This window comes from Staphylococcus massiliensis, assembly GCF_043186315.1.
GTDB classification, from domain to species: Bacteria; Bacillota; Bacilli; order Staphylococcales; family Staphylococcaceae; genus Staphylococcus; species Staphylococcus massiliensis.
Map to the genome: position 1 here is coordinate 207,312 of NZ_CP171119.1, position 21,991 is coordinate 229,302.

23 protein-coding genes are annotated in these 21,991 nt (G+C 38.7%); 8 read left to right on the plus strand and 15 right to left on the minus strand.

Features of this window, described 5'->3' with window-relative positions; all coding sequences use genetic code 11:
- Window positions 1–27: 27 nt before the first annotated feature.
- The 4 genes from ACF3N8_RS00950 to ACF3N8_RS00965 form a co-directional block, all read right to left on the minus strand.
- On the minus strand, window positions 28–390 hold the full coding sequence (locus ACF3N8_RS00950; RefSeq protein WP_009383885.1) for a DUF423 domain-containing protein: 363 nt from the start codon (window positions 388–390) through the stop codon (window positions 28–30).
- Between the two features lie 24 nt (window positions 391–414).
- Window positions 415–765, minus strand: coding sequence for a DUF5327 family protein (locus ACF3N8_RS00955; protein WP_017176814.1), 351 nt, complete (start codon window positions 763–765; stop codon window positions 415–417).
- Window positions 766–775: 10 nt separating this feature from the next.
- A complete protein-coding gene (locus ACF3N8_RS00960) occupies window positions 776–1,426 on the minus strand; it encodes a uracil-DNA glycosylase (RefSeq protein WP_009383883.1) in 651 nt (216 codons plus the stop codon).
- A gap of 111 nt (window positions 1,427–1,537) precedes the next feature.
- Window positions 1,538–1,975 carry a GNAT family N-acetyltransferase gene (locus ACF3N8_RS00965; protein ID WP_009383882.1) on the minus strand — a complete coding sequence of 146 codons (438 nt, stop codon included), beginning with the start codon at window positions 1,973–1,975 and terminating at the stop codon, window positions 1,538–1,540.
- Window positions 1,976–2,359: 384 nt separating this feature from the next.
- On the opposite strand from ACF3N8_RS00965, the gene thiD reads away from it, so the two are divergent.
- On the plus strand, window positions 2,360–3,190 hold the full coding sequence (gene thiD / locus ACF3N8_RS00970) for a bifunctional hydroxymethylpyrimidine kinase/phosphomethylpyrimidine kinase (RefSeq protein WP_009383881.1): 831 nt from the start codon (window positions 2,360–2,362) through the stop codon (window positions 3,188–3,190).
- A 66-nt stretch (window positions 3,191–3,256) separates the two neighbouring features.
- Here the strand turns inward: thiD and ACF3N8_RS00975 are convergent, their stop codons facing one another.
- On the minus strand, window positions 3,257–3,988 hold the full coding sequence (locus ACF3N8_RS00975; protein WP_009383880.1) for a CPBP family intramembrane glutamic endopeptidase: 732 nt from the start codon (window positions 3,986–3,988) through the stop codon (window positions 3,257–3,259).
- 497 nt (window positions 3,989–4,485) lie between these two features.
- Between ACF3N8_RS00975 and ACF3N8_RS00980 the strand changes: the two genes are divergently transcribed.
- A complete protein-coding gene (locus ACF3N8_RS00980; protein WP_392450074.1) occupies window positions 4,486–5,376 on the plus strand; it encodes a cation diffusion facilitator family transporter in 891 nt (296 codons plus the stop codon).
- A gap of 227 nt (window positions 5,377–5,603) precedes the next feature.
- Here ACF3N8_RS00980 and lepB read toward each other — a convergent pair whose 3' ends face one another.
- Genes lepB through ACF3N8_RS01005 form a run of 5 tightly spaced genes read right to left on the minus strand, consistent with a single transcriptional unit; the run spans window position 5,604 to window position 9,288 of the window.
- Window positions 5,604–6,194, minus strand: coding sequence for a signal peptidase I (gene lepB / locus ACF3N8_RS00985; protein ID WP_238093905.1), 591 nt, complete (start codon window positions 6,192–6,194; stop codon window positions 5,604–5,606).
- A gap of 15 nt (window positions 6,195–6,209) precedes the next feature.
- Complete coding sequence (locus ACF3N8_RS00990) at window positions 6,210–6,458, minus strand: hypothetical protein (protein WP_009383877.1); 249 nt, start codon at window positions 6,456–6,458, stop codon at window positions 6,210–6,212.
- Window positions 6,442–6,828 (minus strand): hypothetical protein, encoded by a 387-nt coding sequence (locus tag ACF3N8_RS00995; protein WP_238101924.1) that lies wholly within the window; start codon window positions 6,826–6,828, stop codon window positions 6,442–6,444. The genes ACF3N8_RS00990 and ACF3N8_RS00995 overlap by 17 nt, the downstream gene beginning before the upstream one ends.
- On the minus strand, window positions 6,797–7,942 hold the full coding sequence (locus ACF3N8_RS01000; RefSeq protein ID WP_238093906.1) for a thiolase family protein: 1,146 nt from the start codon (window positions 7,940–7,942) through the stop codon (window positions 6,797–6,799). The genes ACF3N8_RS00995 and ACF3N8_RS01000 overlap by 32 nt, the downstream gene beginning before the upstream one ends.
- Window positions 7,939–9,288, minus strand: coding sequence for an AMP-binding protein (locus ACF3N8_RS01005; protein WP_238101923.1), 1,350 nt, complete (start codon window positions 9,286–9,288; stop codon window positions 7,939–7,941). Before ACF3N8_RS01005 ends, ACF3N8_RS01000 begins: the two co-directional genes overlap by 4 nt.
- 237 nt (window positions 9,289–9,525) lie before the next feature.
- Here ACF3N8_RS01005 and ACF3N8_RS01010 point away from each other — a divergent pair, with 237 nt between their 5' ends.
- Window positions 9,526–11,091, plus strand: coding sequence for a hypothetical protein (locus ACF3N8_RS01010; RefSeq protein ID WP_017176812.1), 1,566 nt, complete (start codon window positions 9,526–9,528; stop codon window positions 11,089–11,091).
- A gap of 306 nt (window positions 11,092–11,397) precedes the next feature.
- On the opposite strand, the gene nagB is transcribed toward ACF3N8_RS01010, so the two are convergent.
- Window positions 11,398–12,132: a glucosamine-6-phosphate deaminase gene (gene nagB, locus ACF3N8_RS01015; protein WP_009383872.1), complete on the minus strand. Its 735-nt coding sequence runs from the start codon at window positions 12,130–12,132 to the stop codon at window positions 11,398–11,400.
- A gap of 294 nt (window positions 12,133–12,426) precedes the next feature.
- On the opposite strand from nagB, the gene ACF3N8_RS01020 reads away from it, so the two are divergent.
- Genes ACF3N8_RS01020 through folE2 form a run of 3 tightly spaced genes read left to right on the plus strand, consistent with a single transcriptional unit; the run spans window position 12,427 to window position 14,373 of the window.
- Window positions 12,427–12,804, plus strand: coding sequence for a YojF family protein (locus tag ACF3N8_RS01020; protein ID WP_392450078.1), 378 nt, complete (start codon window positions 12,427–12,429; stop codon window positions 12,802–12,804).
- A gap of 12 nt (window positions 12,805–12,816) precedes the next feature.
- Window positions 12,817–13,476: a bacillithiol biosynthesis deacetylase BshB2 gene (gene bshB2, locus ACF3N8_RS01025; protein WP_009383870.1), complete on the plus strand. Its 660-nt coding sequence runs from the start codon at window positions 12,817–12,819 to the stop codon at window positions 13,474–13,476.
- A gap of 18 nt (window positions 13,477–13,494) precedes the next feature.
- Window positions 13,495–14,373 (plus strand): GTP cyclohydrolase FolE2, encoded by an 879-nt coding sequence (gene folE2, locus ACF3N8_RS01030; RefSeq protein WP_009383869.1) that lies wholly within the window; start codon window positions 13,495–13,497, stop codon window positions 14,371–14,373.
- Between the two features lie 966 nt (window positions 14,374–15,339).
- Here the strand turns inward: folE2 and ACF3N8_RS01035 are convergent.
- Entirely contained in the window at window positions 15,340–17,502 is a 2,163-nt protein-coding gene (locus tag ACF3N8_RS01035; protein ID WP_238101921.1) for an MMPL family transporter, read from the minus strand.
- Between the two features lie 146 nt (window positions 17,503–17,648).
- Between ACF3N8_RS01035 and ACF3N8_RS01040 the strand changes: the two genes are divergently transcribed.
- Together ACF3N8_RS01040 and ACF3N8_RS01045 are read left to right on the plus strand one after the other, a co-directional pair.
- Window positions 17,649–18,194, plus strand: coding sequence for a TetR/AcrR family transcriptional regulator (locus ACF3N8_RS01040; protein ID WP_009383866.1), 546 nt, complete (start codon window positions 17,649–17,651; stop codon window positions 18,192–18,194).
- A gap of 354 nt (window positions 18,195–18,548) precedes the next feature.
- Entirely contained in the window at window positions 18,549–19,265 is a 717-nt protein-coding gene (locus ACF3N8_RS01045; protein WP_238101935.1) for an epoxyqueuosine reductase QueH, read from the plus strand.
- Between the two features lie 605 nt (window positions 19,266–19,870).
- Here the strand turns inward: ACF3N8_RS01045 and ACF3N8_RS01050 are convergent.
- The 3 genes from ACF3N8_RS01050 to tadA all read right to left on the minus strand — a co-directional run bounded on the left by ACF3N8_RS01050 (window position 19,871) and on the right by tadA (window position 21,912).
- Window positions 19,871–20,440, minus strand: coding sequence for an NADPH-dependent FMN reductase (locus ACF3N8_RS01050; protein ID WP_009383864.1), 570 nt, complete (start codon window positions 20,438–20,440; stop codon window positions 19,871–19,873).
- A gap of 4 nt (window positions 20,441–20,444) precedes the next feature.
- Window positions 20,445–21,332: a Cof-type HAD-IIB family hydrolase gene (locus tag ACF3N8_RS01055; RefSeq protein WP_009383863.1), complete on the minus strand. Its 888-nt coding sequence runs from the start codon at window positions 21,330–21,332 to the stop codon at window positions 20,445–20,447.
- Between the two features lie 94 nt (window positions 21,333–21,426).
- Window positions 21,427–21,912, minus strand: a complete 486-nt coding sequence (tadA, locus tag ACF3N8_RS01060) for a tRNA adenosine(34) deaminase TadA (protein ID WP_238093910.1) — start codon at window positions 21,910–21,912, stop codon at window positions 21,427–21,429.
- Between the last annotated feature and the right edge of the window lie 79 nt (window positions 21,913–21,991).

Consider the following 21,991-nt stretch of genomic DNA (forward strand, 5'->3'; position numbering starts at 1 on the left):
TATAACATTTAAATTTTGTAAAGACTTCTAAATTTTAAATGCTGCAATTGCTAACATTAACCAACTTACAATAAATAGCACACCACCAATAGGTGTAATAGCGCCTAACACTTTGACTTGTGTTAAAGCTAAAATATAAAGCGAACCGCTAAATAACACGATACCGCCAAACATTAACCAGCCTGCCCAGTTAACATTAAGTGGCGTTGTACCGCTAATGATGCCGAGTAAGATTAAACCTAACGCATGATACATTTGATACGTTGTTGCTTTTTCCCAAACGGACATATATTTCTCGGATAATTTACCTTCTAAGCCGTGTGCCCCAAAGGCACCCGTTCCGACAGCCATTAATGCGTTAAGTGCACCTAGAATTAAAAATGCTTTCATCATATAAATGACCTTCTTTCTTCATTAAAAATCAAATATCGAATCTCCATTACCAATGTTATCATCTGTAACCATATTGTTGTTCATTGAAGTACTGTCTGAGGATGGTTGTTTCACCTTTCCACCCATCATCTTAAGTTCTTGATCACTAATACTGTCTTTACTTGACGACGTAGTTGATTGACTCGATGTTGTAACCGATTGTTTAGGATTAGAATTTTGAACGGGCTGCTGAGACGCCGTTTGTCCAACTACTAGCTCAGTCAATGTATGAATGGTATACATATGTTTTTCAAATGCTTGATTCGAATCCGTTGCTTCAGCTTGAACAAGTTCATGTTCAATTTGTTCAATAATGCGTTCCTTTTGAATCATAAATAAGACCTCACTTTTCACACCAAGAAATCGTTTCTAAACCTTGAGACGCTAAATAATCGTTAGCCTTAGAGTAGGGTTTAGAACCAAAGAAGCCTCGGTAAGCAGATAACGGGCTTGGGTGTACTGATTTAATGATGTGGTGTTTATTCGTATCGATAAGTTTAATTTTAGATTGCGCAGGTTTCCCCCAAAGGATAAATACGACATGAGATTTATACTCTGAAATCGCTCGAATAATCTCATCTGTGAAGGTTTCCCATCCAATATTACGGTGCGAGTGCGCCTCGCCTTGTCGCACGGTTAACACTGTGTTTAATAATAATACGCCTTCTCGCGCCCAGTCTTGGAGATGTGGCGTTGTGCGTTTACAACCAATGTCATCTTCAAGCTCTTTGTACATGTTGCGTAATGATGGCGGAAATTTCGCATTTGGTTGCACCGAGAATGCTAGTCCGTGTGCTTGATTCGGTCCATGATAAGGATCTTGACCTAATATCACCACTTTTAAATCTTGAAACGGCGTTAAATCAAATGCTTGATAAATATTATCTCGGTCTGGGTAAACCGTTTGTGTTGTGTATTCCTTTTCTAAAAAGTCATGCATGGCCTTGAAGTCATGCTTTGTCGTAATTTCATGAAATATTGTCGACCATTCCATTCGTTTCACCTCAATCGCTATTTTAACACATTCATTTCCTTGGTAATATCATTGTTATCAGAGGTTCGAAATGGCTTTTCAAAGTGGGGGAAGATAAGGCAAGTCAGAGGTTTAACAATCTAAGCTCATGATGATTTGACGATCCTTGAAACCGAACGCTTCATACAACTTTCGTGCTTCGTTCCCCGCATAGACATTCAAACGAATTTCCTGGTGACCGCGAGCCTTCAAGTCGTGAATCGCACGCTCCATCAGTTTACGCGCATAGCCTTTCCCACGATACCCCTTGAAAATGAAAATCTCATAGATATAGCCAAATTTAGAATTGGTATAGTTCTCTTGTTGATCACCAATCATGACCCATCCTAGAATCTCAGAACCATCAAAAAGGGTTAAGTATACGGTCGTATCGTCATGACCCTTTCGCGCATTATTAATAATTTGTTCGTTAGAGATTGAAACATCAACGGTAACGGACTCAAAGTAAGCTTCCGGCATTGCCTGGTAGAGTCGTTCCATCTCGTCGTTAGTAGGCTTTCTAATTTCCATCGTAGCACCACCCTATAAATTCGTAATACTATAACAAATACCCTATATCGCTTTCTTAAACTTCTTATTTCAGAATAGATCGACCACGTGATATTATAGATGTAAGATACGTTTAAGAATTTAAGAACTTGATAGAGTTATGGTCTATTTTAAAAGTTAGCTCATAAGAACTCATATTTAAATAATACCTTAAAGGTATTGATGCGATTTCCATACAGCTGACTCCTAGGGGAGTAGCGTGAGTCTGGAGACTACAGGCTCCAGCCACGCCCCAGGAAAGCATGCTGTAACAGAAATTGCATCATTCATCTGAAATTATATTAACTATATCGTAATTTATCTTAAGTCCTTAAATATGAAACCTTAAAAAGGAGCGTAATAAACATGGCATTAAATAAAGTATTAACAATCGCTGGTTCTGACACTAGTGCTGGCGCTGGTATGCAAGCAGATTTAAAAACATTCCAAGAATTAAACACGTACGGCATGGTCGTACTTTGCGGTATCGTTACAATGGATAAGGAAACATGGTCTCACCACGTTACACCAATTCCATTCGAAACAATTGAACGCCAAATCGAAACTGCGGTATCTATCGGTCCAGATGCTATAAAAACAGGTATGCTTGGTACTGAAGAAATTATTAAACGTGCTGGTGAAGCCTTTGAAGAATCAGGCGCTAAATACTTCGTTGTAGACCCGGTAATGGTTTGTAAAGGCGAAGACGAAGTATTAAATCCAGGAAATACTGAAGCAATGATTAACCATTTACTACCTAAAGCAACAGTTGTAACACCTAACTTATTTGAAGCAGGTCAACTATCTAATTTAGGTACGTTGAAATCTTTAGACGATATGAAAGAAGCGGCTAAAGTCATTCATGAACAAGGTGCGAAACACGTTGTGATTAAAGGTGGTAAAGCATTAGACCAAGATAAGTCTTATGATTTATATTATGATGGTGAAACGTTCTATCAATTAACAACGGATATGTTCCAACAAAGTTATAACCACGGTGCAGGTTGTACGTTTGCTGCTGCTACGACAGCGAACCTTGCAAATGGCGAATCACCTAAAGACGCTGTCATTAATGCAAAAGCCTTTGTTGCTTCTGCAATTAAGAATGGTTGGAAGATGAATGATTTCGTAGGTCCTGTAGACCACGGCGCTTCAAACCGTGTTGAAAAAATCGAAGTTGAAGTTACTGAAATTTAATCATTTCATTTAAAAAATGAGCCCACTAACCGCTTTACGTCGGTTAATGGGCTTTTTCTAATGAGATTAACTTAACAATTGCTCAAATATAATGATGATATATGAGATAAAGTTATTTAACATGTGTAACGCGATGGATATCGCAAGGTTACGGCCTGATTTATTGTATACATACACGATAATCGCAGCCATCCCTATGTAAAAGATGAATTCTAAAGGCGACGTGCCTCCGATAACGTGTAATGCCGTAAATCCAATTACTGAGACGACGCTCATGACTTTAAAGTTAAGTTTTTTACCTAGCTCGCCAATCAGTACGTGTCTGAAGATTAATTCTTCAATGATCGGCGCTAAGAGTACGATATCAACAAAAAGTGCGGGCCATAAAGATCGTTCTTCAAAGGATTGTTCTATTAATTGTTGGTTGAGCGAATCTTTAACTTGTAAGTGTTCAGGCATAAGTTCCATAAACCACCCTGAGAACATGTTGTATGCCATTATGCCAAGGTACCCGATAATGATTAGTAGCACAAAGTGCTTAACGGATTTAATCCCATTAATTGAACGCGTAAAGAACCCTTTAATATGCATGAGATAGTATGTAAGTAATACTAACGCTAAACTTATTAAAGAACTATAAATAAATAGTGACTCAGGGATTTCTTGTTCAATATGGTTGATGTCTACTGGATGCGTAAGCGTGTAAATGATTGCAAATATAAATGGGAGTAAGAAACTTAATACAAAATAAAGTGGCACGATCCACAAATCTCGCCAACAAACTTTTTCACTTCTCATTGTCGTTCCTCGATTCTAAATAAACGTAATTGAAATATATACTATTCATCATTATATTTTATAAGAATTAAGGTCTATTTCGCAAATTTAAGTTTTCTAAATCGTATCATATTAAAGCCTGATATAAATATGGGACGAAAGACGCATGTAAATTTTTTAAAAATTCTCTATAATACAAAGTAGCTACACAAGACGTAGCTACCCCTAACTTTTCACCCATGTAACTGTTCCAAATAATACTTATAATAAAAGGCCCCTCTCAATGGATATTGCGTAATTGAGGGGTCTTTTTTTCGTGGAAAAGTCCTTTTAAACCCGCTGAAGCGTATCTTATTTAAAGGGCTTTTCAAAAAAGTGGAAAACATGCATGATGTGTCTGCTTATACATACTTTACAAATATTTATATGTTAGCATTATAGTGTTAAGTTAAATAGTTGAATTCGGTGACATTTATAGAGATAATATTGATTCAATCAAGTCGTTAGGGGTGTCTATCATGCACGCGAAACATAACCTACAAGAGGCGCAAAAAGGCGCTTACTTAAGTTTAGTCGTTTACATCATACTTTCAATTATTAAATATATTGTAGGGTACATCTATAGTTCCGCTGCCATACGTGCAGATAGCTTTAATAATATTACTGACATCCTCGTTTCAATTGCTGTGCTCGTAGGTTTAAAGATTTCGATTAAGCCCCCTGATAGTAACCATCCATATGGTCATTTAAAAAGCGAGAACATCTCGGCGTTACTCGTTTCTTTTATTATTATGTTCGTAGGTCTTGAAGTCCTCATCACGAATGGTGCTAACGTCTTTGCTAAGAAATATGAAACACCGAATCCTTTAACGATTTACGTCAGTTTAGCGAGCGGTTTAGTGATGATTGGTATTTACCTTTATAATCGTCAACTTGCTGAAAAGACCAAAAGTAGTTCGCTGTCATCAGCAGCTAAAGACAACTTATCAGACGGACTTGTGAGTATTGGTACTGCTGTAGGACTTATCTTTACACAATTTGGCCTACCTATTGTCGATACCATTCTTGCCTGTATCTTAGGGTTATTAATTATGTATACTGGCTATGGTATTTTTAGAGTCGCGATATTCACGTTAAGTGATGGATTTAATGAGAAGGATTTAGATGAATATAAGCATGAAGTACTTTCTGTTGAGGGCGTTTGCTCTGTACCGAGTGTTAAAGGACGCTATCATGGTAGTAACGTCTTCTTAGATGTGGTTATTACGGTCGATCCTAATATGACGATTACTGAAGCGCACCGTATTTGTGATAACGTGGAATGTCATATGAATGAACAAGGGATTGTATCATTGTATGTACATGCTGAACCCGATGATGAGGCGCACCGATGTGAAAAGGATATTTAAAAATAATAACTAACTTATACAATGAAATGCACCCCTAAGGTTGAACGTAGAATTCAACTTTAGGGGTGCAAATCACTTTGGCTAAAGATAGTTAATTGATAACCTAAGCCACCGTCAAAAACGGGCTTATAAAGCGTCACGTATACCAGCATGCGGCGTTTTTACATATATATTATAGCGCAATTTAATATTCGTTTTATATATTTAAGTTGCCCCATTGCTTTCCCTTAATTAACCTTCTCGAAATCCTTAGAGCCAAAGCCTATATCAAACCGATCAAGCGGATAGAATCTTATTAGCGCTGTGCCTACTACTTGGTCCTTTGACACAAAGCCAATTCCGTGTTGACCACGACTATCCTTACTGATTGCACGGTTATCTCCTAGTACAAGATACTTACCTTTAGGTATTTCTTTCTGACCTTGTTTGGCACCTTTAATATCTTCGACCGTAAAGTCTTCTGTAAGTGTATCAGTATACTTATGTTTTTTATTCTCCTCTAAATAAGGTTCTTGTATCTTTTTACCATTTATGTAAAGTTGATCGTTCTTATAAGAGACGGTATCTCCCGGTTTACCAATTAATCTTTTAATATAATCATGATCACGATCAGCATGAAAGACGATAACATCTCCACGGTCTACGCGATTAAAGGTAACGGATAATTGATTGATGATTAATTGTTCGCCATTTTTAAAGGTTGGATCCATTGAATCGCCTTGTACTGTGTACTTTTTCATTACGAAATAATTCAACAAGAAAGCGATGATTACGCCGATTACAATTGCGATTAACCAATCCTTAACGGTCTTAGACATTCAAGATTCCCCCCTTTATTTAATGACGATACGAATCACATCTTCCCCAAATGCATTCTGACAAACATACCCACTATCATGACTTACCACACGAATGTCTTCATTCACACCAACTGGACGTAAGTACTTAACCTCGTAATAATCATGACAATCCTTAATAATATATTGAACGATTAACTGCCCCGGTACAATTGAGTGATGAATCGGATTCGCATCATGAACACATTTCAGATATCTTTGAACATCCTCAGCTGAAAATTTCATGAGACACCTCCGATTGAACGAACGTTTGAGTGACTTCAACGATGAGCGTTAATTGCTTAAATACTGAAAGCTTAAATGTGTAGTAGATGCTACCTCTCAATACCTTCGTCCTAATGTGCGTTAATTGGAATCGATACGATGTGTGCACCTCTAATATATCATGGACCGAGACTGACGTCTTTAGAAGTAGGATTTCAGCTCGATGAAATGGTTGAAACATTTTAAACTTCGGCCAGACGCTTGCGAGATACAACGGTGATACCCCGTCTCGATCATCTAATCCAAAGATGGACGTGTATGCTTCAACTTCCTCTTTTGAAAAGGCCCCTTCAATCACTTCAACTTTTCCATCTTCTAAATAATGTCGCATGACCAATACCGCCTCCAATTCCTAAAGTCGCGAGCCCAAAGCGACAATGTGCCATGTGAAATAAACGACATACAAGTAACGCACCACTCGCACCATACGGATGCCCCGTCGCGAGCGCACCCCCGTATTGATTAAGCCTTTCCATAGGTATATTGAGCGCACGTGTAGATGCGAGCACTTGTGAACTAAAGGCTTCGTTAAATTCAACAGCGTCAATATCTTCTATCTCAAGCCCTTCCTTCTTAAGGAGGTCTTTTACTGCTGGAATGGGACCAATACCTAGTAGCGTTGGGTCTACGCCTTTCACACTAGCATTTATAAATTGTAATCCCTCTTTAATACCTAAGTCACGTGCCTTGTCTGCACGCATTACAAGAACAATCCCAGCACCATCATTCTTCATGCAACTATTACCTACCGTAACAGTGCCGCCTGCAAGTAAAGGTTTGAACCGTGACAGTATACGCATCGTTAATCGCGGCTTCACACTTTCATCGTGTGTAACAATTGTACCTTTGATACGTAGTGGTACGATTTCACGCTCAAAGAACCCTGCCTCGACCGCTTTCAATGTCTTCTGATGACTATCATAAGCAAATTGGTCTTGGTCTTCACGACAGATACCATACTGCTTTGCGACATTTTCAGCCGCTTCAATCATCGATGGATCCATGCCGTCTGGCGCAAAGGCCGCACGTTCAAATATTTCAGGCATCGCTGTTTCATAAACAGATTGAGGTCGTTTAATCTTCCACGGTGCACGACTCGTACTTTCGACACCACCCGCAATATACATATCACCTGCACCCGCTTGAATCATACGACATGCGGTATGAATCGCTTCTAGCCCAGAACCGCACTGACGATCGATTGTCATGCCAGGAATCGTCTCACTTAACCCTGCTTCAAGTAAGGCCTTCCGCGCAATGTTACCACCATTTCCAACCACGTTACCGAGGATGACGTCATTAACTTCATCAACCACAGTTGGATGCGTATCACGTAAATCTTCAATCAGTGCTTTAACAAGATATTCCGGTTCAATATGGCTTAACATGCCACCATACTTACCTATCGGCGTACGTTTTGCATAGACAATTATCGGTTGATTCATTCTAACGCTCCTTCCAAATACTGCGCACGTAGCATGTGACGCGCGATCTTACCACTATGCGTATGCGTTAAGTTTTGAACTTCCTTTACTTTAAAAGGCCTTTTATAACGCTCTAAGCCTTTCTTACAATACTCACGTATTTCTAGAGGCGTGACTTTTGAATTGGAAGTAAAGAGTAAAATAATGATTTCACCTAGCGAACGGTGCGGAATGCTGAAACACACTACCTCTTGAATGTGATCATGTTGCAATACATAACGTTCGATTTCTTCAGGGTAAACATTCTTACCACCAATATTCATTCTGTCACTTAAACGACCGTGTAAATAGAGGTATTGATGGTCGTCGATGGACGCGTAATCGCCCGTTTCAATCCACTCATCGTCGTCAGTTTGGTTCAGATAGCCACTAAACGTCATAGGGCCTTTCACTAGGAGGCGTCCCACACCATCTGAATCAGGGTTGTCTAAATGTGCCTCAACATTTGAAAATAATTGCCCCACGGAATGGCTTGGTGCCGCTTGGTTCGCATTGTAACTGATGAAACTTGCTTCAGAGGTACCAAAGAATTCAATCACGCGTGTATGAGGTCGCTCATGTTGAATGCGTTCGAACAACGAAGGTGGTAATTTAGCGCCTGATGATAATAGCGTTTCAATATCGGGCATTGGACGTTGCGCGACAATCGATAGAATCATGGTTGGCACTAAGAAAGCGGCCTTCTTCCCGTCTACTAGTTGAACGGTTTCTGAGAGTAACGATGCATTAAATTGCGTTTGGCCTATAAAAGTGAGTCCTTTATATAGCGCGTACACAATCGCATATAAAGTTAACGAGTGAGCATGAGGTCCTGGCGCGATAAGGACGTCTGGTGCGTCATCAAAAAGTTTGTCATTTTCCTTAAATGAAGCAATCCATGACGCCAGAGAACGCACATATGCCTTAGGTGTGCCTGTCGTGCCTGACGTAAAGCCGATATGTAAGGTGTCAGGTTGATGCTTTGTATAAGCATTCTTGCAAGCGACTATATCTTCGTGTTGATTCACTAAATAGGCAAAACCGTATGCTTCTTGAACGTCTTCTAACCGAGAAGCCTTCCACATTGCGTCACAAACACATGGAACCCCACCCTTGAAAAGCACCGCGAGATACCATACGGTAAAGCGTTCCGGTTGATGTATGGCGATGCCTATACGACTTCCCTTTTCAAAGAGAGGAAGTGATTCAAACACTTTAAGAACGTCGTCATGAAGCTGACGATAGCTAATACGTTTGTCGTCTATTAAGAGCGCGCATTTATTCGGTTGTGATTGGACGTGGTTTAAGTAAGTGGTAAGTAATCCCAATTTAATCCTCCATACGCGTAAATTTCTACTAATGTGTCTATTATAGACCCAAATAGTATGCGAATAAAATGGATAAAGCGTGTAAAGTGGTAATTGCGTGCAAGAACGTGTGATTGCATTAATTTAGACGTTCATTAGACGGAACCCTTTTGAATTTTAGCGATTATTTGATATCACAAAATTATGTCGCATATATGATAACATTATAGTATATCAAAGCATGTTGAGGGTGATGGTATGTATTATGAAAAGCAGGAAATTAATACGAAATCAGATCGTTTCTTGAACATTTTAGAAGATGAGATGAAGCAGCATCTTAAGAATGACGAGACTTTAATAACTGTGGACCGTTCGAAGAAAAGACAGTCGTTCTACATCACGATTATGGAACGCGAAAAAGCACGTTTTATCACCTTTCGTATTAGTGATCATCGCAATAAAATCTTTTATAAACCAATTAAGTCCTTTTTCTATACGTCCTTTGATAGCGTTGAATATTTAATGCAAGAAATCCGTGTATTTCTAGATAATCATAATAAAGATAATTTTAACTATGAGCATTATTTCTTACTGAGAGTACTTTACGAAATGTCGCCTGATAAGGTTGCGATACGAATCAGTGATACGAAACTTATCAACACAGCTCAATTCTTTGAAATGAAATTTAAGCAAGAGGTCTACAGAAATCGCATTCTTGAAGATAGTTTGATACTCGATGGTCAAATCACTAAAATACTGCGCATCTTATTACAATACGGTCTCGTCGATCACATCAAAGGCCAAAACGTGATGCGTATATCTAAAACAGGATTCAGGTTTGTAGATGAATTCCGGTCGCTTTATGAACGTCGTTTTGTAGACGATTATCATAGAGATCTAGAGAAACATCTTGTATTACCAACGATTCATAAATATGAAATTGATGATAAAACCGACCTACTTATCGATTATGACAAGCTTGAGTTAAGTAGGTACTATGTTTATGCGCTATATGATTTAGACCGTCATGATTTATTACATATTGGATATTCGAATCAATCTCTTTATTATAGCGATTTTGATGGTCATCGCGAAATGCTTGGTGCCTATGGTGTTAAGCTTCAAAATAAGTTAATCGATATTCGAGAGAAAGGTCATTTAAAACTGTCGAAAAGTATCATTATGAATGATTTAACAGAACGTGAAGCAAGCAAGATTCAACAGGCATTTATGAACCATCATCAAATGATATCGCCTAGTGAACTTAGATCACACGTGAGTACGAAGTTCTTTAGCATCAACGCGAATCATCACGGCAATGTGGTACCTTCGAGCTACAATCATTTCTACGGTATCGGTGCTGACCTTCAACTAACGATGAAACACGAAACTTTAGAAGCACGAGATATTATTTATAATGTTCTCGTGGTCAAAGTCGAACCAGGCGAAGAAATAAAATTGCACCACTTAAAGAACCCTTTGTCGAGCCGTATACAAAATCATGTACTATGTCAGATTGAAACCAGTGAATCACGTGCTAAAAAGATCGACTATATACTCGCCGTTCACCCGCATAATGGGATTATTGTTGCTGTATATAAAGTGAACAAGAAACGTAAACAACCCTATATTAAGGAGATTAATGAAGACGGTAAAACGAAATATAAGTTTAATTTTAAAGTTGGCGTTAAGCCGATGAAAACGTTTATGGGTAAGCGTATTTTAGACCGAAAGCGTTACAAACTATTAAATTACTCATTTATGGATGCGGAAGGTAAGATGAAAGATGGTAGACGCCGATATGCCTTTATAGGGTTTGAGTAGATGGATGGAAGTAGTTATTATCCAAGCACTAAACGTTTTAAAGCTTTACTTATGGCGTATTCATAAAATTAAAAAAATACGTAGCACATGCGCTACGTATTTTTTAGTTTCAATATATCACTTTTTGATACGTCTTGTAATAAACTTTCGTTGTCTTAAATTCGCATTTTTTGAAATAAAAGTGTACCCCACTTTAGATTGTTGTTTCAAAGATTTACCTAGTTTCTTTAAATGTCGTCTATCGCACACGGTAAACGGGTTATAGTAAGTTAGTAAATCGAAAAAGAATATCACGGTTATTGCTCCTTATTTTTCTTTATCTGGCATGGCTCCGTCATCGACATAAACTTCTACGTTCGGGTGTGCATGAAGAATGGTTGCAGGTACGTCTTTCGTAACGTCCCCTTTAATGAGTGCTTCGATAGCTTTTTGTTTCTTTTCACCAAAAGCAACTAGAATTATACGTTTGGCTTTTAAAATAGAAGAAAGGCCCATGGATATCGCCTGTTTAGGAACGTCATCACGTGTTTCAAAGAAGCGGCTATTTGCTTCGATTGTACTTTCAGTGAGATCTACGATGTGCGTCACGCTATGCATGTCTGTTCCAGGTTCGTTAAAGCCGATATGACCGTTCTCACCGATGCCTAAAATTTGGACATCGACTGGTCCTTTCTCATTTATAAGTTGTTCATAGCGATGAGCTTCCTGTTCAAGATCAGGCGCAACGCCGTTAGGAATATGAAGTAGCGATTCTGTAAAGCCATCATATTGTTTGAATAAAATATCGTTCATGTAGTAACGATAACTTGCTTCATGCGTGCCGTCTAAACCAACATATTCATCTAGATTGAATGTTTCGAGTTGAGAGACGTCTAATTGATTTCTCTTTAAAAGGTCTACTAAAAACTTGTAGATATCTACCATTGTACCACCCGTGGCAAGTCCTAATTTACAAGTTGGGCAGTGTAAGATGGTTTTATATATTTCACAAGCGACATAAAATGAAGCATAACTTCTTGTGCCAAGGTTTGTTATTTTCAAAAAAGATACCTCCATTCGCCGATTTCAAAAACGATGCATGTTCAGTCGGTTATAGTCGTACTTATCAAAGTGCAGTGACAATTTCATCTTTAATATATCATGTAGCTTTTTACAGTCAATGAAGAGGTCGCTCATTTTCATTATAATGGGGGATATCTCAACCAATATATAGTATGTTATGATTTAATCGTGCTAATGTATAAGAATGCAAATAAATGAGATACGTTGCTTTTTAAAAATTGAGCAGAGAGGTACATTTCCCTCTCTTTTTTTAGTAGAATAGTAAGATATACAATGCAAGGAGTGAAAGCGTTGGAACCGATTAACAAAGATAAAGTGCAATCTTTATTAGAATCCTATGAAAATAAACCTGTTTACCTACACGTTGAAACAACGAATGGCTCTTATGCGAGTCATTTCGATGATCGTGTCTTTAATGCGGGAACGTTCTTACGTAATATTGAAGTAACGTTTACGCATGCTGAATTAAAAGGCGGACTTAATGATCCGTACCGTGTTGGTTTAAAATTAAACAACAATGGATGGGTTTATGTTCAAGGTCTTACTCACTTTGAGGTTAACGAAGATGATGAATTTTTAATTTCAGGCTTAAATTATGAAGGTAAACTTGCTGCTTCACTTCAAATCAGCGAAAAGCCTTTTCGAATATAGGAGGAAGATGACATGTCTTTAGAACGACACGTACTCGTAATTTTCCCACATCCAGATGATGAAACATTCTCATCTGCTGCAACTTTAGCTAAATATGTAGACAGTGGTGTGCCTGTAACGTATGCATGTTTAACGCTCGGTCAAATGGGCCGTAACTTAGGTAACCCACCTTTTGCTACACGCGAATCGTTAGCTAAAATTCGCGAAAAAGAACTTGAAGATGCAATGGATGTTATTGGTATCACGGACTTACGTAAAATGGGATTACGTGATAAAACTGTAGAATTTGAACCTAAAGAGGAAATAGATGCAATGGTTCAACAATTGATTGATGATGTAAATCCATCACTCGTTATTTCTTTCTATCCAGGACATGCTGTTCACCCTGACCATGAAGCTACGGCTGAAGCGGTTGTACGTACGATTGGCCGTATGGAAGCATCACAAAGGCCGAAAGTTCAACTAGTCGCATTTAGCCACGATGCCTATGATGTTCTTGGTGAACCTGACGTTGTAAATGATATTAGAGACTATAAAGAACGTAAAATTCGTGCATTCGAAGCACATAGATCACAATCTGAACCAGTATTAAAACAGCTTGATGAAGCGTCTACTGAAGGTACACGCGGTTTCTTTGAATATGAAACATACTGGACATATAACTTTGAATGATAGGTGGGGGCATAAAGCATGACTGAATTTGATTTATCTACACGTGAAGGAAGATGGAAACATTTTGGCTCTGTAGATCCTATTAAAGGTACTAAACCTACCACTAAATCTGAAATGACTGATCTTCAAAGCACGCATAAGGACTTTCTTTTTGAAATCGAGGAAGTAGGTATTACGAACCTTGTCTATCCCGTGCTAGTTGACCAGTTTCAAACTGCTGGAAACTTTAGCTTTTCAACGAGTTTAAATCAGGATGAAAAAGGCATTAACATGAGCCGTATTCTAGAGAGTGTAGAAAAACATTATGATAATGGTATTGAACTTGAGTTTCATACCTTATATCGATTATTGAAAAGTCTACAAAGCAAAATGGAACAACGTGACGCAGGACTTGATGTTAGCGCGAAATGGTTCTTTAACCGCCTTAGCCCTGTTACGAACATGAAAGCGATTGGGCATGCTGATGTAACGTACGGCATGGCGATTGAAGATGACACTGTGACACGTAAAGAACTTACAATTAAAGCGATGGTAACGACGCTTTGCCCTTGTTCGAAAGAAATTAGTGAGTACTCTGCGCATAATCAACGTGGTGTCATTACGGTTAAAGCGTATATTAATAAAGAAGAAGAAATTATTGATGACTATAAAGATATTATTTTAGATGCAATGGAAGCGAATGCAAGTTCACTGTTGTATCCGATCTTAAAGCGTCCGGATGAAAAGCATGTAACTGAAACTGCTTATGAGAATCCAAGATTTGTTGAAGATTTAATTCGCTTAGTAGCTGCGGACTTAGTTGAGCTAACATGGTTAGATGGCTTTGATATTGAATGCCGTAATGAAGAGTCTATTCATCAACATGATGCCTATGCGCGTTTGAAACATCGTAAATAGGATTTTTCAGGTCCGTATGTGCGTTTTGGCGTCGGTCGGACGTTAAATTTTATATAAGGAAAGCCTTCTAGAGTGGTGCAACACTTTAGAAGGCTTTTTTAATTTGGGATATTTTAGGATTAGAGCGGAATGGAGTTATTAAGGAGAGGTGTCAGATGATCGATTTTTGAGGCGATTGTTTTAGGGGGGCGTTATGCGATAGAAATTTTAAACAATCGCATAAGGACACCGTTACGCGATAGAAATTTGAAACAATCGCATAAGGAAGCTGTTACGCGAAAGATTTTTCAAACAATCGCATAACGGCTGAAGTACCCTATAGTGATCTAAAGCTAGATGTATGACAAACGGATCAATAATCAGAAATTTTCGTTGACGAAAATTTTCCTTATTACAAAGACTGACGTCAACAATGTAACATGGGCGCCTTGCTACAGAGACTTACTTAAACAATGTAATATGGGCGCCTTGTTACAGAGACTTACTCAAACAATGTAACATGGGCGCCTTATTACAAAGACTGACTCAAACAATGTAACATGGACGCCTTGTTACAGAGACTTACTCAAACAATGTAGCATGGGCGCCTTATTACAAAGACTGACACAAACAATGTAGCATGGACCTCTTATTACAAAGACCCTCTCAAACAATGTAACATGGGCGCCATGTTACAAAGACTGACACAAACAATGTAGCATGGGCGCCTTGTTACAAAGACTCTCTCAAACAATGTAGCATGGGCGCCCTACTCCTAAAGAAGTCGTGACCCCCTTAAACACGTTTAGGATTTATGCCATGAACTAACCTTATTATTTTAGAAGTTCGCCCTCTTAACTCGGCTTAAATACCCTTCACATAGTCCGAACCCCTATACATAAAAATAACCTTGCGCTTGAGCTTGGCGATTACTTGAAGCAATCCAACCAAACCCTTACGCAAGGTTAACGAAAGTTATATCTTATATTATTTCTTGTCTTTTAACGATTTTGTAAGTGCATGCCCTTCGATATCGACGTGCGGTAGAATACGTTTTAACCATTTAGGCATATACCATGATGCACGTCCGAAGAGTTTTGTTAGTGCAGGAATGATTGTCATTCTGACTACGAATGCATCGAATAAGACACCAAATGCAAGCGCGATACCCATTGATTTAATCATGACATCGTTTTGGAATACGAAGCCGATGAAGACACTGAACATGATTAATGCTGCAGCTACTACAACGGGACCACTTTCTTTAATACCAGTACGGATTGAACGGTCGTTATCTTGAGTTGACGTATAAGCTTCATGGATACGAGACATTAAGAAGACTTCGTAGTCCATCGCTAAACCGAATAATAACCCAATTGTGATTACCGGTAAGAATGCAAGTATTGGACCTGTCGTATCAATACCAATGAGGTTCGCGAAGACACCGTCTTGAATGATAAGAGTCGTAAATCCAAGCGTTGCTAGTAATGAAAGTACGAAACCTAGCACAGCTTTTAACGGAATAAGGATTGAACGGAAGACTACCATTAAGATGATGAATGCGAGTAATACGATAACGCCTGCGAATAATGGAATAGCTTGATTAAGTTTATCTGACATATCGATGTTAATCACACTTTGACCAGAAAGTTCTGTATCGATATCGTATTTGTCTTTCGTATCATCTTGATAATCTCTTAAGTCGTGAACTAAGTTTTCAGTAGATTTTGCGTTAGGTCCCTTTTCAGGAATAACGGTAATTAATGCATGATTTTGATCTTTACTAATTTGCGGTTTAGGCGCCATCTTCACGTTATCCATGTCGTTAATGTGTTTTACAATATCGCCTAAATCTTTTTGTAATGCTTGCGGATTATCTTTTTTATCTGAGATGTCAGCTAGCATCACGATTGGGCCGTTAAACCCTTCGCCAAAGTCATCTGCAATGATATCGTAAGCTTTCTTTTCAGTTGAATCTTTCGGTTTCATACCATTGTCTGGAATACCTAAGCGCATGTGTGAATAAGGAATTGCGAGTGCACCAAGTAAGATGACACCAAGTAACACTGCGATAATAGGTTGTTTTAAAATGACTTTTGACCAGAAATTATCTTTATTATCAGTATGCTTATCTTTCTCTTTAACTTTAATGTGTTTGTGGAAGACGCTAATAAGTGCCGGAATTAATGTAATCGCACTTAAAATAGCGAGTAACACTGTAATCGCTGACATGTAACCCATCATACTTAAGAAGTCGATGCCTACAAGTCCTAGACCACAAACGGCGATTAGTACAGTAATACCTGCGAAGATCACGGCACTACCTGCTGTACCGAGTGCGATACCTGTCGCTTTAATTGGATCTTTCTCAGTTGCTTTGACCTTCTTAAAGCGGAATAGAATGAATAAAGCGTAATCAATACCGAGTGCTAAACCAATCATGACTGCTAGAGATAGTGTCACGTTCGGAATATCGAATGCATACGTTAGTAATGCGATGATGCCGACACCACTACCTAAACCGACAAGTGCACTGATGATAGGTAAACCTGCCGCAATAAGTGATGCGAATGTGATAAGTAAGATCACGAATGCGACACCGATACCAATAGCTTCTGAGGCACCGCCCATTTCTGATTGCGAGTTCATCGCGTTACCAGTCATTTCGATTTGTAAATCATCACTTTCCACTTTCTCAGCTGCGTCTCTTACTTTTTCAATAGATTTTTTATCAATAGACGTCATTGAAACGTCATAATTTACATCCGCAAATGCAGTTGTTTGTTTCTCGTTGATTTGCTTTTTCTCGTAAGGGTCCACAACAGATTCAACGTGTTTGTCATTGTCTTTAATGTCTTTCAAGAGTTCTTTAATATCTTTCGTAACTTCAGGCTTTGTTATGCCCTTCTCGTTCTTATCTTTAAATACAAGTCTTATGTTGGCCTTTTCGCTGTCTTGATCAAAAGCCTTTTCAATCTTGTCATTCGTATCAAGCGACTGAAGTCCAGTCATCTTAATATCATTTTGAAACTGTGGTTTATTTATCGATAATGGAATAATGATTGCAGCGAGTATGATAACCCACGCTAAAATCGTCATCCACTTATGTTTAGCTAGAAATGTCCCTAAGCGATACAACATCTTAGCCATAATTTGCCCCCTTTTATATTCAACGTTATAGTTTAACCATACACTGTATATTATCTCTATACATATTTTAAAGCGTTTAAACACAATATCATAGGTATATTTTCGAATATGTGTATAGATAAACTACAAAAAAGGAGAAGTGTAGAATGAACAACAAAGATTTACGCGTGATTAAAACTAAGAAAGCTTTGTCTGAAGCCTTGTTTAAGCTATTGACGAAACATGAATTTTCTACAGTTTCTGTGAATCAAATTTGTAGAGAAGCACTCGTTCATCGGACAACGTTTTATAAGCACTTTTACGATAAATACGATTTACTCCTTTATTTATTTAAGGAAAAGACCGAAGATTATTTTAAGGTTGATTTGAAAACACGTATAAATGCGCCATTTACCTCTTTTATGAAATTAATGGATGAGAATACAAAAAACGTCGAACGCCGTCAAATGTACGATGCGGCATTCAGGTCAACACTTGTAAACCACTTCATTGATTTATTTAAAAAGGATATTAAGGATAATGTGAGCCGTATATCTGTAGACCCTAAAGTGCCCGAAGATGCGATTTTTTATATCTACGGTGGTTTGTTAAGTGGTATGACACAATGGGTTGATGAATATCAAGTTGACAAAACCCCTTCTGAACTCGATGATATCTTCCATCGTGTTGTTAACTTAGAAGTTAAGGATTGAGTATAGAGGTTTAAAGCGGAGATTGAGTACGATGACTTGGTAGGAATGATTTAGTTCGGAGATTGAGTACGATGGCTTGATAGGAATGATTTAGTTCGGAGATTTGGTACGGGTAAAGTAGACGTGGATTTAGCAAAGAGATTTTTACAGAGATAGTGCTAAGAGGCGTGTGAGCTTCGGAAATTGTGTGTAGCTGCCGACTTTAGGTCTTCTGAATTAGTGATGTTGTTGGATAAGGGCTTTTCACATATAAATGAAGTTATCGGTGAAGGGCTTTTCACAAGGGAGTAGAAATATTGACAACAACCATATAATATTAAAAAATATTTAAATTTATGGGAGAAGACGATGACACTGATTACAGCGAATGATATATTACCGAAGATGAAGCATCAGAAGATTAATTACGATAGGGTCTTGAAGAAGATGATTGCGTCGTGGGCGCGGCATGACCAGCGTCCCTCCATCCTGCTGCATAGTTGTTGTGCGCCGTGCAGTACGTTTACGCTCGAATATTTGTGTGCGCATGCGGACGTCGGGATTTACTTTGCGAACTCGAATATTCATCCGAAATATGAGTATCTGCGTCGTGCGAAGGTTCAGAAGGCGTTTATTGAGGCATTTAATGCGCGAACTGGCACGGATGTGAAGTATTACGAGGCGCCGTACGACCCTAAGTCGTTCATGAAGATGGCGAAGGATAAAGGTGTGATGGACGAGCCTGAGGGCGGTTTACGTTGTACGGCTTGCTTTGAAATGCGCTTGGAAATCGTGGCGGAAGCTAGTGATCGCTTAGGTTACGATTATTTCGGAAGCGCGTTGACGTTGTCGCCAAAGAAGAACGCCGAACTTATTAATCAGTTGGGTCTCTCTGTGGAAAAGGACTTTAAGGCATCGTATCTTCCGAGCGACTTTAAGAAAAATAATGGCTACCAAAGGTCAATTGAAATGTGTAACGATTATCAGATTTATAGGCAGTGTTACTGTGGTTGTGTCTTCGCAGCAAAAGCCCAAGGTATTGACTTGAAAGCTGTAAATGCTCATGCAAAAGCGTATGTGACAGGCGATTAATTTAGCGGATAGGTCTTGTTTGAAGTATAGAGGTGCCGGTACATTCTTTAATAGAATGAACTGGCTTTTTTTGTTTGATAAGGAGCAGGTGTGTTGAGGTAAGTTGAAAAGAGTTGGATTAGCAGTCGCCTTTAGGTTAAGGGTAAAAATTAAAGCGTCAGTATGTATAGTTTCGGTGCCATGTTACATTGTTTGATTCAGTCTTTGTAACAAGGAAAATTTTCGTCACCGAAAATTCCTGATTGTTGAGTCGTCCGTGAACAAATTATTTTAGATCTCTATAGGGTGCAAAGGCCGTTATGCGATTGTTTTTATTTTCTTTCGCATAACGGGGCCCTTATGCGATTGTTTTATTTTTCTTTCGCGTAACGGCTCCCTTATGCGATTGTTTCAAATTTCTTTCGCGTAACGGCGCCCTTATGCGATTGTTTCAAATTTCTTTCGCATAACGGCGCTTCTCCCTACTACGTACATAATCCTTAGAGCTAACGGCGCCCTTACCTCAAAACCATATACCCTTCAAACCGAAGGCCGGTGCCCTTACCCGCAGCCTCGCTCAAATGAAAAAGACGGAAGCACTCAAGCTTACGTCTTCCTTATTGAAATTATTTTAAATGATCATACGGGGCATTGTTGACGAATGATACGATTTGGTCTACGAATAATCGCGCGCGAAGTTGGAATTCTTCGTCTTTTAAATAGCGCTTACCGTCTTCTGTTTTACCGTAATCATGGTCGTGTGTAGCGATTTGAGTTGGTACGGCAATGCCGAGTAATGTTCTTACGACTACGCGTAAGTGAGATAATGGCTCTGAACTTACAATACCGCCGCTGTTACATACAAGACCTACTGGCTTCATTTTGAAGTCGTCCATCGTTAAATGGTCTAAAGCATTTTTCAAGTTACCTGAGAATGTACCATGGTAGTTCGGCGTACCAAGGATAAAGAAATCCGCTTCACGCGCTTTTTCTTGAAGTTCTTTTGCATGTTGTTGATATGCTTCAGGCACTTCATTAACGCCAGTAAAGTCTAGTGTATGAATTGGCTTTTCAGCAAGATCAAAAATTTCTAAATCACAGCAATCGTGTGTATTAAATTGCCCAATTAAATATTGGCCTAACGCTCTTGTGTGAGAGTTCTGTTGCGCACTCCCTATAATCATTAAACCTTTCATTAATTTATTCACCTCTAAAATCTAATCCGTTTTCTTCTTTTAATAGTTTGAAAATGGCATGTGCGACACCACTTTCTTCATTAGTTAACGTTACTAATGTCGCAGCATCTTTAACTTCTTCTACTGCATTATTCATTGCTACAGGATATCCAACACGATTTAACATTGATAAATCATTGCGGTTATCACCTATAGCCATCACGTGTTTCATATCAATACCGAGTTGGTCCGCGATTTCACCTAACGCAATCCCTTTCTGAGCGTCAGAATGCGTAATTTCTAAATTGCCACGTGATGAAGATGATACTGCGAGATTCGTACTTTCGCTCAGTAATCGATTCGCACGGTCAATTTTATCTAAATCAGCATCGTATGCCAATAGCTTCATGATAATTTCGCCTGGCACAGATTCGATTTGGTCATAATTATCAACGACCTTTAACGTACCATTGTCGATACGTTGTTGAATACCGGCGCGAATTTTAGCTTCGTCACCTTTTTGCCCGGCCTTTCGAGCGATATCCATATATATTTCAAGGTCACGTTCAGGATCCTCAGTATAAATACCAAAGTTCGTATATACCTGATAATAAATGTTCTCAGCATTGAGCACGTTACGAATCTTCTGTAGTAATTCGTGATTCAAACTAGAAGTGTGCAGAATATCGAACGACTCATCCCTAACTTCGGCACCATTTAAACAAATGTAAGGTACCTTTAACGCTGTATCTTGAACAGGTCCATTCGCTTCATAGAATGCACGTCCTGTTGCAATAACAACTGGAATACCATTATCCTGAGCGAATTTGATCGCATTGATATTATCCTCTGTAATTTCGTGTGCAGCGTTTAATAAAGTCCCGTCCATATCTGTAGCAATGAGTTTAATCATGTGACGCAAATACCTCTTTTCTTCTATGCTTTAAGAACCAAATCTAAATATTACGATTAAGAATTATTCTCATATAGACCTAGTTTAACAAACTTTAGTGTTCCTGTATGCTTTTTTGTTTGCGTTTTTTAGCTCTCAATTCTCTGAAAAAGCCCTTTAGAATATCGCTACATGCCGCTTCTAAAACCCCTGTTTCAACCGTAGCACGATGGTTAAATCGAGACTCCTCTAAGAGGTTCATGAGACTACCGCAACAACCTCCTTTAGGGTCTTTAGCACCGTACACCACATGCGGTACACGGCTCATTACAATTGCACCTGCACACATTACACAAGGTTCTAACGTCACATATAACGTACAATCTTCTAAACGCCAAGAACCAATATATTTAGACGCTTCAGTAATCGCGATGTGTTCAGCATGAGCAGTAGGTAACTGATCAGATTCACGCATATTATGCCCTCTCGCGATAACCTCACCTTTATGAACAACGATTGCCCCAATCGGTACTTCGCCTATTAAAGCTGCCTTTTTAGCTTCTTCTAATGCAATATTCATATAAAATTCATGACTTCTCATATGTCGCACACCTCAAATGTGTTAAACTCTTTATGTTCTATTTTAACATTACGTATATCACTCATGTGAAAAGTTCATT

Excerpts from the sequence above, each read along its gene's own strand:
- ACF3N8_RS00950 (WP_009383885.1), bottom strand. The coding sequence starts at position 390 with ATGAAAGCATTTTTAATTCTAGGTGCACTTAACGCATTAATGGCTGTC.
- ACF3N8_RS00955 (WP_017176814.1), bottom strand. The coding sequence starts at position 765 with ATGATTCAAAAGGAACGCATTATTGAACAAATTGAACATGAACTTGTT.
- ACF3N8_RS00960 (WP_009383883.1), bottom strand. The coding sequence starts at position 1,426 with ATGGAATGGTCGACAATATTTCATGAAATTACGACAAAGCATGACTTC.
- ACF3N8_RS00965 (WP_009383882.1), bottom strand. The coding sequence starts at position 1,975 with ATGGAAATTAGAAAGCCTACTAACGACGAGATGGAACGACTCTACCAG.
- thiD (WP_009383881.1), top strand. The coding sequence starts at position 2,360 with ATGGCATTAAATAAAGTATTAACAATCGCTGGTTCTGACACTAGTGCT.
- ACF3N8_RS00975 (WP_009383880.1), bottom strand. The coding sequence starts at position 3,988 with ATGAGAAGTGAAAAAGTTTGTTGGCGAGATTTGTGGATCGTGCCACTT.
- ACF3N8_RS00980 (WP_392450074.1), top strand. The coding sequence starts at position 4,486 with ATGCACGCGAAACATAACCTACAAGAGGCGCAAAAAGGCGCTTACTTA.
- lepB (WP_238093905.1), bottom strand. The coding sequence starts at position 6,194 with ATGTCTAAGACCGTTAAGGATTGGTTAATCGCAATTGTAATCGGCGTA.
- ACF3N8_RS00990 (WP_009383877.1), bottom strand. The coding sequence starts at position 6,458 with ATGAAATTTTCAGCTGAGGATGTTCAAAGATATCTGAAATGTGTTCAT.
- ACF3N8_RS00995 (WP_238101924.1), bottom strand. The coding sequence starts at position 6,828 with ATGCGACATTATTTAGAAGATGGAAAAGTTGAAGTGATTGAAGGGGCC.
- ACF3N8_RS01000 (WP_238093906.1), bottom strand. The coding sequence starts at position 7,942 with ATGAATCAACCGATAATTGTCTATGCAAAACGTACGCCGATAGGTAAG.
- ACF3N8_RS01010 (WP_017176812.1), top strand. The coding sequence starts at position 9,526 with ATGTATTATGAAAAGCAGGAAATTAATACGAAATCAGATCGTTTCTTG.
- ACF3N8_RS01020 (WP_392450078.1), top strand. The coding sequence starts at position 12,427 with ATGCAAGGAGTGAAAGCGTTGGAACCGATTAACAAAGATAAAGTGCAA.
- bshB2 (WP_009383870.1), top strand. The coding sequence starts at position 12,817 with ATGTCTTTAGAACGACACGTACTCGTAATTTTCCCACATCCAGATGAT.
- folE2 (WP_009383869.1), top strand. The coding sequence starts at position 13,495 with ATGACTGAATTTGATTTATCTACACGTGAAGGAAGATGGAAACATTTT.
- ACF3N8_RS01035 (WP_238101921.1), bottom strand. The coding sequence starts at position 17,502 with ATGGCTAAGATGTTGTATCGCTTAGGGACATTTCTAGCTAAACATAAG.
- ACF3N8_RS01040 (WP_009383866.1), top strand. The coding sequence starts at position 17,649 with ATGAACAACAAAGATTTACGCGTGATTAAAACTAAGAAAGCTTTGTCT.
- ACF3N8_RS01050 (WP_009383864.1), bottom strand. The coding sequence starts at position 20,440 with ATGAAAGGTTTAATGATTATAGGGAGTGCGCAACAGAACTCTCACACA.
- ACF3N8_RS01055 (WP_009383863.1), bottom strand. The coding sequence starts at position 21,332 with ATGATTAAACTCATTGCTACAGATATGGACGGGACTTTATTAAACGCT.
- tadA (WP_238093910.1), bottom strand. The coding sequence starts at position 21,912 with ATGAGAAGTCATGAATTTTATATGAATATTGCATTAGAAGAAGCTAAA.